12 protein-coding genes are annotated in these 12,191 nt (G+C 71.2%); 5 read left to right on the top strand and 7 right to left on the bottom strand.

All coding sequences use genetic code 11. From position 1 onward, the window contains the following. Positions 1-109: 109 nt before the first annotated feature. The 6 genes from BCF33_RS00905 to BCF33_RS00930 all read right to left on the bottom strand — a co-directional run bounded on the left by BCF33_RS00905 (position 110) and on the right by BCF33_RS00930 (position 6,495). Positions 110-874, bottom strand: coding sequence for an SDR family NAD(P)-dependent oxidoreductase (locus BCF33_RS00905; RefSeq protein WP_106159077.1), 765 nt, complete (start codon positions 872-874; stop codon positions 110-112). Beyond that, positions 871-3,000, bottom strand: coding sequence for an alpha-galactosidase (locus tag BCF33_RS00910; protein ID WP_245883677.1), 2,130 nt, complete (start codon positions 2,998-3,000; stop codon positions 871-873). Before BCF33_RS00910 ends, BCF33_RS00905 begins: the two co-directional genes overlap by 4 nt. Further along, the gene (locus tag BCF33_RS00915) at positions 2,997-3,845 is read right to left on the bottom strand and encodes a carbohydrate ABC transporter permease (RefSeq protein ID WP_106159078.1); all 849 of its coding nucleotides are present in this window, start codon (positions 3,843-3,845) and stop codon (positions 2,997-2,999) included. Before BCF33_RS00915 ends, BCF33_RS00910 begins: the two co-directional genes overlap by 4 nt. A gap of 1 nt (position 3,846) precedes the next feature. Further along, on the bottom strand, positions 3,847-4,218 hold the full coding sequence (locus BCF33_RS00920; protein WP_106159079.1) for an MmcQ/YjbR family DNA-binding protein: 372 nt from the start codon (positions 4,216-4,218) through the stop codon (positions 3,847-3,849). Then, positions 4,215-5,186: a carbohydrate ABC transporter permease gene (locus tag BCF33_RS00925; protein WP_106159080.1), complete on the bottom strand. Its 972-nt coding sequence runs from the start codon at positions 5,184-5,186 to the stop codon at positions 4,215-4,217. Before BCF33_RS00925 ends, BCF33_RS00920 begins: the two co-directional genes overlap by 4 nt. Positions 5,187-5,253: 67 nt before the next feature. After that, the gene (locus BCF33_RS00930) at positions 5,254-6,495 is read right to left on the bottom strand and encodes an ABC transporter substrate-binding protein (protein ID WP_245883745.1); all 1,242 of its coding nucleotides are present in this window, start codon (positions 6,493-6,495) and stop codon (positions 5,254-5,256) included. A 199-nt stretch (positions 6,496-6,694) separates the two neighbouring features. On the opposite strand from BCF33_RS00930, the gene BCF33_RS00935 reads away from it, so the two are divergent. Together BCF33_RS00935 and BCF33_RS00940 are read left to right on the top strand one after the other, a co-directional pair. Next, positions 6,695-7,522: an IclR family transcriptional regulator gene (locus tag BCF33_RS00935; protein ID WP_106159082.1), complete on the top strand. Its 828-nt coding sequence runs from the start codon at positions 6,695-6,697 to the stop codon at positions 7,520-7,522. Next, on the top strand, positions 7,519-8,574 hold the full coding sequence (locus tag BCF33_RS00940; RefSeq protein ID WP_106159083.1) for an ABC transporter ATP-binding protein: 1,056 nt from the start codon (positions 7,519-7,521) through the stop codon (positions 8,572-8,574). The genes BCF33_RS00935 and BCF33_RS00940 overlap by 4 nt, the downstream gene beginning before the upstream one ends. Positions 8,575-8,676: 102 nt before the next feature. On the opposite strand, the gene BCF33_RS00945 is transcribed toward BCF33_RS00940, so the two are convergent. Next, a complete protein-coding gene (locus tag BCF33_RS00945; RefSeq protein ID WP_106159084.1) occupies positions 8,677-9,630 on the bottom strand; it encodes an ester cyclase in 954 nt (317 codons plus the stop codon). 105 nt (positions 9,631-9,735) lie between these two features. Between BCF33_RS00945 and BCF33_RS00950 the strand changes: the two genes are divergently transcribed. From BCF33_RS00950 to trhA, 3 genes are all read left to right on the top strand, one after another. Beyond that, complete coding sequence (locus BCF33_RS00950) at positions 9,736-10,809, top strand: ABC transporter ATP-binding protein (RefSeq protein WP_106159085.1); 1,074 nt, start codon at positions 9,736-9,738, stop codon at positions 10,807-10,809. A gap of 52 nt (positions 10,810-10,861) precedes the next feature. Further along, the gene (locus tag BCF33_RS00955) at positions 10,862-11,443 is read left to right on the top strand and encodes a rhomboid family intramembrane serine protease (protein WP_106159086.1); all 582 of its coding nucleotides are present in this window, start codon (positions 10,862-10,864) and stop codon (positions 11,441-11,443) included. 72 nt (positions 11,444-11,515) lie between these two features. Next, complete coding sequence (gene trhA, locus BCF33_RS00960) at positions 11,516-12,190, top strand: PAQR family membrane homeostasis protein TrhA (RefSeq protein WP_158259325.1); 675 nt, start codon at positions 11,516-11,518, stop codon at positions 12,188-12,190. Position 12,191 lies beyond the last annotated feature (1 nt).

Genomic DNA, 12,191 nt, shown 5'->3' on the forward strand with positions numbered 1-12,191 from the left:
GGCGGCTCGCGGCGGTGGCTCCCCCCGAGGGGCGGTCGAGGGCCCGCCGCGCGGCTCGCGGCGCTCCGCCCGCCGGGCGCCCTGGCGATATCGGCTGCGCGAAGGGGGGTCATCCCGTCACCACGACGCCGCCGTCGATCACCAGGGCCTGCCCCGTCATCGCCCTCGAGGCTTCCGAGGCGAGGAAGAGCGTGCCGCCGACCATGTCCTCGGGGCGCAGGTGGTCAGGCAGGCACATGCGGGCCGCGTGGTCGCGAAGCCCCTCGTCCGTCGCCCATTTGTCGAGTTGCTTCTCCGTCAGCACCCAGCCCGGGGTCAGCGTGTTCACCCGGACGCGGGCGGGCCCCAGCTCCCGCGCGAGGGAGCGGGTCATGCCGTTTATCCCGGCGTTCGCGGTCGTGTAGATCGGATAGCCCGCGTTCCCCATCATGTAGGAGATGGACGAGAGATTCACGATAGAGCCGCCGCCCCGCGCCTTCATCGAAGGGGCCACCGCGCGGCAGGCGAAGAAATAGGCCTTCAGGTTGATCGCGATCATCCATTCCCAGAACGCCTCGTCCGCCTCCTCCAAGGTATGGCGCTGGTCGTTGCCGGCATTGTTCACGAGGGTGCGGATCGGGCCGTGCGCCTCCGCGGCGTCCGCGAGCGTCCGCTCGAGCGCGGGGATGTCGGCCAGGTCGCAGGAGAGGAACAGGGGCCGGTTCCCCGTCGCGGCCTCCATCTCGTCCGCGAAGGCGGCGCCGTCGCGGCGCTGGCAGAAGGCGACGCGCGCGCCCTGGCGCAGGAACCCCTCCGTCAGGGCCGCACCGATGCCGGAGCCGCCGCCGGTCACGAAGACCGAGCTGTCCCTGAGGTCGGGGTATATGGCGTTCACAGGCGTCTTCCTTCCATGACCCACATGGTCTCGGGAAAGGACCAGGGGAGGGCGATTCCGGTCTGCATCAAGGCCGCGCCCGTCAGGACGAGCGGCCCCTCCTTCAACGCGAGCGGCGCGCGCGAGAGGGCGGGCGCCTCGGCGCGGTTCGCCAGCGCCACCTCGTAGCGGGCGGCCGGGTCGAGGCGGGTCAGCCGCAGGGGGCGCGGGGCGATCTGGGCCGACGCGGCGGCCCGGCCGGCGAAGACGACGAAGCGGCGCCCGTCGCGTGCGAGCTGCGCCTCGGCGACGATCGCGGGGTCGGCTGACTCGAGGCGCAGGACGTCGGCCGTCATCGTCCAGTCGCGGTTGCGCTTCCACCAGGCGGTGACGCCGGCAAGGGTGCCCGCCTCCTCCTCGGTCAGCTCGCGGGGGTCCATCTCGAAGCCCATGTGGCGCTGGGCGGCGACCCACGCGCGAAACGGCATGGAGAGGGTGCGCCCCGAGGTGTGGCAGCGGCGCGGGCCGACATGGCTTCCCGTGACGGCGGCCGGCAGGAAGAGGGCGGCGTCATGCTGCATCCGCAGCCGCTCGAGCGCGTCGTTGCTGTCCGACAGCCAGACCCGCCCCGCGCGGGAGAGGACGCCGAAGTCGACGCGCCCCCCGCCGGAGGCGCAGGACTCGATCTCGACCGCCGGATGGGCGGCGCGCAGGCGGTCGAGAAGGGCGTAGAAGCCATGCGCCTGGGCCGCGTCCGGCACCGGCAGCACGCGGTTGTGGTCCCATTTGACGTAGCTCACCGCATGGGCCGAGAGGATCGCGTCGATCGCGGCGAACAGGTGGTCGCGCACCTCCGCCCGGGCCATGTCCAGCGCCATCTGCCCCCGCCCGAGGACCTGGTCCGGAGGGCCCAGCGCCCAGTCCGGGCGGGCCCGCAGGAGGGCGCTGTCCGGGCTGGCCATCTCCGGCTCGAACCAGAGGCCGAACTCCATCCCCTCGGCGTGGACGTGATCGATCAGCGGGTCCAGGCCACCGGGCCACTTCCGCGCGTCCACCTGCCAGTCCCCGAGGGAGGTGGCGTCGTCGTCGCGCGCGCCGAACCAGCCGTCGTCGAGGACGAACCGCTCGGCCCCGAGGGCGGCGGCGCGGGTCGCGATGTCCTTCAGCACGGGAAGGGACTGGTCGAAGTAGACCGCTTCCCAGCAATTGTAGTGGACAGGGCGCGGGCCGGGCCGCTTCGGGACCAGCCGGTCGCGGACATGGCGTTGGAAGGCCGTCGCGCAATCGTTCGTGCCGGCGGCGCCGTAGGTGGCGAAGAGGGTGGCCGTGGCGAAGGCAGTCCCCGGCGCGGCCTCGGATCCGGCGGCGTGGCCCCACTGGATCTGGCGCCGGCCGTCGGGCAGCTCCTCGGCGACCATGCGGTGGCCGCCCGACCAGCCGTAATGGAAGGCCCAAGCCTCGCCGGCGGTGGCGGTGGCGCCCCTGCCGGGGACGACGAGGCCGGGGAAGTGCTCGTGGCCCGTGCGGCCGGTCCGGTTCTCGCGCAGGCGGATGCCGGGGTGCCAGGCGGCGCGCCGAAGCTGGAACTCGCCCACCCAGCGGCCCGAGACCTCGATCAGCTCGTCCGACAGCTGGGGGCCCGGCAGCACCGGCGCGGCCAGCCATTCGAGGCGCAGCGGCCGGTCCGAGGTCAGCCGCGCGGACAGGGCCAGGACATGCGTCGCCGGGTCGAGGTCGAGGCGCGCCTCGTAGGCGACGCCTTCCGCCTCGTCGCGGCAGCGCACCGTCAGCCCGCGGGGCCGCTCCTCCACGGCGGCGCACCCGAAGCGCGGAAGGATCGGGCGGCCGTCCCCGTCCCTGCAGATCAGGCCCGGCTGCCCGGGAAAGGACCGCGCGGCCTCCGGGCAGATCGAGAGGTCCGGGTTCTCGTCCAGCATCCCGCCCGTCACGTCCATCTCGGACGCGGCCGCGAGCGCGGCGAGGTCCTCGCCCCGGGGCAGGGGCGCGCCCCAGTGGACGACGCCGGGCAGCCGCCCCCCGCGCGAGGCCAGGACCAGCGTCTGGCGCGTGTCGTCCAGCCGCCAGGTCCGCACGAGCGGCCGCAGGGGCGGGGGCGGGGGCGGCCGCTCGGCCTCGCCCGGCGTCACTTCACGGCGCCCAGGGTCAGCCCGGCGATGAAGTGCCTCTGCATGGCGAAGAACATCACGACCGGCGGCAGCGCGGCGACGATGCTGCCCGCGCTCATCAGGTGGTAGGACGCGCGGTATTGCGCGTTGAACGAGGTGATGCCGGCCGTGACGGGCTGGGTCGCCTCGCCCTGGGTCAGGACGATGGCCCAGAAATAGTCGTTCCAGATGAAGGTGAAGACCAACACGGAGAGGGCCGCGATCGCGGGCTTCATCAGCGGCAGGACGACGAACCAGAAGATGCGCCATTCGGCGACTCCCTCGACGCGGGCGGCCTCGATCAGCTCGTAGGGCAGGGCGCGGATGAAGTTGCGCATGAAGAGCGTGCAGAACCCCGTCTGGAACGCCACGTGGAAGAGGATCAGCCCGAGGAACGTGTTGTAGAGGCCCATGTCGGCCGTCAGCTCGCGCACGGGGACCATGAGGATCTGGAAGGGCACGAAGTTGCCCGCGACGAACATGAAGAAGATCCACAGGTTGCCGCGGAACCGGTAGGTGCCCAGCGCGAAGCCGGTCATGGTCGACAGCGCCACCGCCCCGACGACCGTGGGCACCGTGATGAGGACGGAGTTCAGCAGATAGCGCGGCATGTTCGATTCGAAGAACACCGCGCGGTAGTTCTCCCATCCCGCGAAGTAGGACGGCAGGCCCCAGTAGTTGCCCACTGCGAAGTCCGCGCCCGGCTTCACGCTGAAGAGGGCGACGGCGATCAGCGGGATCAGCCAGAGGACCAGCGCGACGGGCAGCAGCGTCTGGTAGGTCGCGCTGGCCGCGGGGCCGGCCTGCTGGACGGGTTTGGGGAACATCTCAGGCGCCCTCCCTCGGGGCCAGGGTCCCGCGCGTCGCGGCAGGCAGCCCGGCGCGGACCTTGTCGTAGGAGACCGCGAGGCGGTGGCGCGCCTCGTCCGGTCGCAGGTCCGGCATCGACAGGCTCACCCAAGAGCGGTGGAAGTAGGCCGCCTTGCCCGCCGCCCCCGTCCCGATCAGCATCTCGGCGGTCTCCACGTCGGGGCACTTGACCGATACGGCCGCGGCGTTCTCGGTCCGGGTCTCCTCGTGGCCGAAGCATGCGAACATCTTCCCGCCGACCTTCCACGCGTCGAGCTCGCCCGGCCCGGACAGGACCGCGCCGGGGAAAGCCGCGCAGATGGCGTCGATCTCGCCGCGCGCCACGCTCATCGCCGGACCGCCCGCTCGTCGCGCCACATCGACCAGATGAAGTAGGAGATGAAGACCATCATGATCCCGAAGAGGATCACCGCGATGGCGCTGGCGTAGCCGTATTTCAGCCCGCCCTCGCCCAGCGAGACGTCCCAGATCCAGAAGGACAGGATGTTGGTCTGCCCGAACGGCCCCCCGTTGGTCATGATCGCCACGAGGTCGAAGGACCGCAGCGCGCCGATGACGGTGACGACGAAGGCGATGAACGTAGCGGGCTTCAGCTGCGGCAGGATCACGTGCCAGAGCATCCGCCAGCCCTTCGCGCCGTCGAGGCGCGCGGCCTCGACCTGCTCGGGGTCCACGGCGTTCAGCCCCGTCAGGTAGAGGATCATGCAATACGCCGTCTGCGGCCAGAGGCCCGCGGCGATGATCCCGAAGGTCGCGGTGTCCGGGTCGCCGAGGATGTTCACCCCCTCGCCGCCGAAGAACTCGAGGATCGCGTTCAGCAGGCCCTCGTTCGGAAGGTAGAACCACGAGAAGACGAGCCCCACGATCACCTGCGAGAGCACGAACGGAAAGAAGAACAGCGACTTGTAGAGGCGGATGCCCGCCACGGTCTGGTTGAGGAAGAGCGCGATCCCCAGCCCGAACGGGATCGCGAGCAGATAGAGGGTCAGCCACCAGAAGTTGTTGCGGATCGAGATCTCGAAGTCCCGGTCCATCGTCTCGTCCGGCCCGATCCCGAGGATGTCGCGGTAGTTGGCGAGGCCGACGTATTCGCCGTTCTCCGCGACGCTGCCCAGCCCGGACCACTCGTAGAGCGAAATGTCGAAGCTCTGGAAGATGGGTACGATCACGTAGACCGCGAAGAAGAGGATGCCGGGCGCGAGGAACAGCCAAGGCGTGATCGCGATCTCGTTGCGCCGGTACCAGCCCCGGCGGGGCGGGACATGCTCTTCCTGCGGAACGGCGGGGGCTTCTACCATCGGCTCGGCTCCGGGGGTGGTTTCGGCGCCCCCGCGGGGGCGCCGACGGCGGAACTCGCTCCGCCGGTCAGTAGATGTCCTGGCGCGCCTCCTCGAGGCGTTCGAGGATGTCGTCGAGGTTGTCCGGGAACACCATGAACTCCTGGAAGCCCTCCATCGCGACGGAGGCCATCTCGGCCGGCGCGTCGCGGTCGAAGAACTGCGCGATCCCGCCCGGCGCGTTCGAGGACAGCATCTCGAAGCCTTCCTGCAGGAACTTGTCGTCGTCCACGGACGACGAGGCGTTGACCGGAAGCTGGCCGAGGTTCTCGCCGTTGTTGATCAGAGTCTGGTTCTCCGGCGAGACGACGAAGCGCAGGAACTCGCGCGCGGCCTCGGGGTTCTCGGCGCCCGACGGGATGTGGAACGTGTCCGTGGGCGCGTCCTCGGCCAGCTCGACGTCCGGGTTGATGACGGGGAACTGGTAGAAGCCCAGCTGGTCGTCCGTCAGCCCCCCCTCGCGCATGGGCGCGACGGCGAAGTTGCCCATCAGGTAGGACGTCGCCTCGCCGTTCACCATGAAGGGCAGCGCCTCCTGCCAGGAGTAGGTCTGGTGATCGTCGATGAAGGCGCCCATGTCGATCAGCTCGCGCCAGTTGGCGAAGGTCTGGCGCACGCGCTCATCGGTCCAGGGGATCTCGCCGTTGGTGAGGGCCGCGTGGAAGTCGTAGCCGTTGGTCCGCATGTTGAGGTAGTCGAACCAGCCGCCGGCGGTCCAGAGGAACTTCGTGCCGATCGTGTAGCACTTGCGGCCCGAATCGATGATGGCCTGGCAGTTGGCCAGCTCCTCCTCCCAGGTCTCCGGCTCCTCGAGGCCGAGCTCGTCGAAGATGTCCGCGCGGTAGTACACGCCCCACTGATAGTAGGTGTAGGGCACCCCGTACTGCGCGCCGTCCACGGTCAGCGCGCCGCGGGTCGAGGCGAGGTTCTCGGCGATCTCCGGCTCGGCCCAGAGGTCCGACACGTCCGCGAACAGGCCCGCCTCCACGTAGGGCAGCATCCGGTTGGCGGCGTACCAGTTCGCGACGTCGGGCGGGTTGGCGGTCAGGAAGTTGCGGATCTGGGTCTTGTAGGCCTCGCGGTCGATGACCGTCAGCTCGATGTTCAGGTCGGGGTGCATCTCGCCGAAGCGCTCGACCATGCCTTCCATCACCGCGCGGGGCGCAGGGTTGGACATGTCCGAGAAGATCACGAGGTCGCCGCTCAGCGCGTCCTGCGCGAGGGCGCCGCCGCCGGCGAGCAGCGTGGAGGCGGCGAGGGCCGCGGTCATGGAACGCATCAGTGTCCTCCCTTGCGTCGTTCTATGTCCCGGCCCCGCCACTGCGAACCATCGTGGTTCCACTATTCGGCACCGGGTTTTGCATGTTGAAGTCGTAGCACCCGCTGCCCTAGGGTTGTCAACGACCGAAGGTAGTATCGCGGCGGGCGGGCCGGACGGGTCCGGCGCGTCACGAGGGGGAGGGGAAGCCATGGCCGACGCCTTGCGCCGCGCAGCGCCCGACGGCGGCGGCACCGTGGGAAAGGCGCTCGACGTCCTCGAGGAGGTGGCCGCCTTCGGCCGCCCCGTCCGCTTCGCGGAGCTTCAGGCGCGGTCCGCTCTGCCCAAGGCCACGCTCTACCGCCTGGTGCAGACGCTCGCGGGGCAGGGGATGCTGATCCTCGACCCCGAGACGGGGCGCTACGCGATGGGCCGCCGCCTCGTGCGGCTGGCGCATGTCGCCTGGTCGCAGGCATCGCTCGCCCCCGTCGCCCGCCCGCACGTCGAACGCCTCGCGCACGAGACGGGGCGGACGGTCCACCTCGCCGAGCTGGAGGGGGGGCACGTCCTCTACCTCGACAAGCACGCCCCCGAGGCCGCGCCCGACACCTACTCGGCGGCCGGCCGGATCGGCCCCGCCTATTGCACCGGCGTCGGCAAGGCGATGCTGGCCCACCTTCCCGAGGACGCCCTGGCCGAGGCCCTGGCCGAGCAGAGCTTCAAGCGCCACACGCCCGCGACCCTGACGGACGAGGCCGCGCTGCGCGCCGATCTCGCCGCGATCCGCCGGCGCGGCCACGCCTTCGACGCGGAGGAGCACGAGCCCGGCGTGGTCTGCGTCGCCATGCCGGTGCTCAGCGGCGGCGGCCACGTCCTTGGCGCGCTGTCGGTGACCGGGCACGGCACCCGCGCGGGGCTTGGGGGGATGGCGCGGGCGGCCCTGGGGCCCCTGCGGCGGGCGGTGGACGCCGTCGCGCGCGCGGCGGATGACTGGCGCTTCCCCGAAGGGACGCGGCAAGGCGGGGGAGGGACGCGATGACGGGTGTCGTTCTGGACGGCGTGGTCAAGCGCTACGGCGAGACGGAGGTGATCCACGGCATCGACCTTCGGATCGAGGACGGCGAGTTCTGCGTCTTCGTCGGCCCCTCGGGCTGCGGCAAGAGCACCCTCCTGCGGATGGTCGCCGGGCTGGAGGAGACGACCGGGGGCGCCATCCGCATCGGCCAGCGGGACGTGACCCGCATGGACCCGTCCGCGCGGGGCGTGGCGATGGTGTTCCAGACCTACGCCCTCTACCCCCACATGACCGTGCGCCAGAACATGGGCTTCGGCCTTCGGATGAACGGGCATCCCCGCGCCGAGATCGCCGCGAAGGTGGACGAGGCCGCGCGCATCCTGAAGCTCGGCGACTACCTCGACCGCAAGCCCGTCGCCCTCTCAGGGGGGCAGCGCCAGCGCGTCGCGATCGGCCGGGCGATCGTCCGCGGCCCGGAGGTGTTCCTCTTCGACGAGCCGCTCAGCAACCTCGACGCCGAGCTCAGGGTGGACATGCGCGTCGAGATCGCGCGCCTGCACGACGAGATCGGCGCGACCATGATCTACGTCACCCACGACCAGGTCGAGGCTATGACGATGGCCGACAAGATCGTCGTGCTGCGCGCCGGCCGGGTCGAGCAGGCGGGCAGGCCGATGGACCTCTTCCGCGATCCCGACAACCGCTTCGTCGCGGGCTTCATCGGCAGCCCCTCGATGAACTTCGCCCCCGGCGAGGTCGTGGAGGGGGGCGTGCTCGCGCCGGCCTACGCCTCCGCGCCCATTCCCGCGCCCGTCGCCCTGCCGCCCCTCGGCACCAGGCTCGAGGTCGGGCTGCGGCCCCAGCACCTGCGCCTTGCGGGCGGGGCGACGCACGAGGTGGACCTGACCGAGAACCTCGGCGGCGTCTCCTACGTCTACGCCGACGCCGCCGACGGCACCCGCGTCACCATGGAGGCCGGCGAGATCGACCCCCTGCGACGCGGCGAGCGGGTCGGCGTGTCCTTCGATCCCGCGCGCCTGTACCTCTTCGACGCCGAGGGCCGCCGCCTGCGCTAGCGCCCTCCCGCCTGGCTTCCCCCGGGCCTCCCGCGCGCCACGGGGCCGGGCGACGATGCCGGCGGGCGCCCCGCGTCCTCCGCGGCGGGGCGGACGGGCGCGCTACCCCGCCGCCTCGGCGATCAGGTCGCGGCCCATCTGCCGGAAGAGGTCCACGTAGTCGAGCAGCACCCAGTTCTCGGCGATCCGCGCCCCTCCGGCCACTCCCGTGCAGCGATAGAAGTCCATCACCCGCAGCGTCATCGCCCGCCCGTCGGCGGGCCCGTGGCCGAGGTAGTCGCGCTGCCAGGTCATCGTCATCGAGGGCCAGCCCGAGACGGCGGCGTAGTCCCCCGCGCCGATGCGGCAGTAGTGGTTGCCGCCCTTCCGGTCGGGGAACGCCTCCACGAAGGGCTTGCGGTGGTCCTTCACAAACCCCTCCCAGCGGAAGTTCGACCCGATCCCCGCCGGACCCCACCAGAGCATGTCGTCCGCCCAGGCGCCGCCCTCGCCCGTCTGGCCCGCCGAGCCGATCGTCTCGGGGTCGTAGACGTGCAGGTCGCCCAGCATCCGCTCCACGAGGTCGAGCGAGGCGGTGCCGTCCGCCCCGGGGCAGATCCCGTCCTGCGTCGCGGGGGGCGGGAAGGCGATCTCCGTGCCGTAGGAGAAGGGGAAGGGCAGGCGGCCCCCCTGCCGCATCAGGTCCGGAAGGTCGAGGATGATCCGCGCCTTCACGATCCGCCCCCCCTCGACGCGGTAGAATTCGCCCGCCCGCAGCATGGCGAGGCGGCCGCTGGCCGGCACCCCCCAGAGCGGCGCGTCGAGGTTGCCGACGTAGTGGCAGATCGCCGCCATCCACTCGCCCCCTTCCTCGCGCCGGTTCGAACCCGCCAGCGCCAGCACGTCGCGGCGGTGCAGCCCGGTCAGCGCGCCGCGCAGCGCGTCCGCGAAGGCGCGGGGCTCGCATTCCTCGACCGGGGCCGAGACGTGCCAGTCGCAGCCTTGCGCCACCGCCGCGCCGTCGCCCGCCAGCAGGCCGTGCAGCCCGGCCAGGATCGCCTTGCCGCCGTCTTCCATCGCTTGCCTTCCCCCATGCTCCCGCGCGATGCTGTTGCAAAACGCGCCCCGTGCGTCCAGCTTGGAATGCACACGTGTGCAAGATCGTTCCGGGGAAGGGTCCTGATGGCCGAGATCAAGCTGAACCACGTCTCCAAGCGCTGGGGCGAGTTCGTCGGCGTGGACGACTTCGACCTGACCATCGCCGACCGCGAGTTCCTCGTCCTTCTCGGGCCGTCGGGCTGCGGCAAGACGACGACCATGCGGATGATCGCGGGGCTCGAGGACGTGACCGAGGGCACGATCGAGGTGGACGGGCAGGTGGTGAACGACCTCGACCCCAAGGACCGCGACATCGCGATGGTGTTCCAGTCCTACGGCCTCTACCCGAACATGAACGTCTACGAGAACGTCCGCTTCCCGCTGAAGGTCCGCAAGGTCGAGGGCGACCACGACGCGAAGGTCCGCCGCGCCGCCGAGATGGTCGAGCTGACGCCCTTCCTCGACCGCAAGCCGGCCGAGCTGTCGGGCGGCCAGCGCCAGCGCGTGGCCCTCGCCCGCGCCATCGTGCGCGAGCCCAACGTCTTCCTCATGGACGAGCCGCTGTCCAACCTCGACGCCAAGCTGCGCGTCTCGACGCGGGCGCAGATCAAGAACCTCTCCCACGAGCTGCAGGTGACGACCGTCTACGTGACCCACGACCAGATCGAGGCGATGACGCTGGCCGACCGCGTGGTGGTGATGTCCAAGGGCGTCGTCCAGCAGGTCGGCACCCCCGTCGAGATCTACGACAACCCGGCCAACACCTTCGTCGCGGGCTTCATCGGCAGCCCGGCAATGAACCTGATGCAGGGCACGATCCGCGGCGGCACCTTCGAGGGGCGGAACGTCCGCATCCCCGGCCTGACGGCGCCGGACGGCGAGGCGACGGTGGGCTTCCGCGCCGAGGACGCCGCCATCGCCCCCACCTCGGCCGAGATCGACGCGAAGGTCTACACGATGGAGCTTCTGGGCGACGCCACCATGATCGCCGTGAAGGCGGGGGGCGAGCTCGTGTCCGTCAAGGCCCCGAAGGAGTACCGGGCCGAGATCGGCGCCCCGGTCAGCATCAGCGTGCCCGCCGCCATCTGCCACGTCTTCGACGGCACGTCGGGCAGGCGCGTCGCCGGGCCCGCGCCCCTCGTGGCCGAGCCGGCCTGACGCTGCGGACGACCTTGCGGTCGCGGCCGATGCGCCCCTAGCCTCGGCGCCGATGTCCACGATCGCCCTCCGCCTCGCCGTGCTCGCGGCCTTCGTCGCGCTGCTCTGGGTGGTGCAGGCGGTGAACTGGCTCCTGGGCTACGCGCTCACGCCGCTCTTCGGGCTGGTTCCGCGGCACCTCTACGGGCTCGACGGCATCGTCGGGATGCCGCTCCTGCACGGCAGCTTCGGGCACCTGATGTCGAACACGCCGCCCCTTCTCGTAATGGGCGGCCTCCTCGCGGCGACGGCCACGCGCGCGCTCGCCGCCGTCAACGCGGTGATCGTGGGGCTGGGTGGCGCGCTCACCTGGCTCTTCGCGACGCCCGCGATCCACATCGGGGCGTCCGGCCTCGTCTTCGGCTGGTTCGGCTTCCTGCTCGCGCGGGGACTGATCGACCGCTCGCCCGTCACGCTGGGCGCGGCGGCGCTGGTCGGGGCGCTCTACGGCGCGATGATCTGGGGCGTTCTTCCCGGAAGTGTCGGCATCTCGTGGGAGGGGCACCTCTTCGGCTTCCTCGCCGGGTGCGCGGCGGCCTGGCTCGTGCGCACCCACGTCCACGCCCCCCGCATGCGCGAGGTCGAGCGGCGCTAGCCCGGCCCGCCGCCACGAAATCGTCACCTCACGTCAACGGAACCGAACACGATGCGCCCTAGCTTCCCCTCCATGGCGAACGCTGATTTCTTCCCCCCCGGCCACCGCCGCTACACCGCGCGCGAGGAGGTGCTCCACGCCCTGTCGCACGGGATCGGGGTGCCCCTCGGGATCGCCGCGCTCGTGGTGCTGGTCCTGCGGGCCGAGGGCGGGGTCGCGGTCTCGACCGCGGCGATCTACGGCGCCTCCGTGATCGCGGTCTATCTCGCCTCGACCCTCTATCACGCGACCTTCCGCACGCGCTGGCAGGGGTTCTTCCGCACGATGGACCACGCCGCGATCTACCTGAAGATCGCCGGGACCTACACGCCGCTCGCGCTCCTGGCGCTGCCGCCGACCACGGGGATCGTCCTCCTGACCGTGGTCTGGACACTTGCCGTGACGGGCATCGCGACGAAGGTCTGGAACCGCAACCTGCCCGCCGCCGCCCGGGCCGAGCGTCTGTCCCTCCTCTTCTATCTCGGGATGGGCTGGGCTGGGGTCTTCGCGGTCTGGCCGCTCTGGCAGACGCTGGGGCCGGTCGGGTTCGCCTGGCTCCTCGGCGGCGGCTTCTGCTTCACCGTGGGCGCGTGGATCTACTCCATGCACGAGCGGATGTACTCGCACCTCTGGTGGCACGTCTTCACCATGGCCGGCAGCGCCTGCCACTTCGTCCTGATCTGGCGCGTGCTCGGCCCGGCGGGTTGAG

The organism is Hasllibacter halocynthiae, from assembly GCF_003003095.1.
In the GTDB taxonomy this organism is placed as follows: Bacteria; Pseudomonadota; Alphaproteobacteria; order Rhodobacterales; family Rhodobacteraceae; genus Hasllibacter; species Hasllibacter halocynthiae.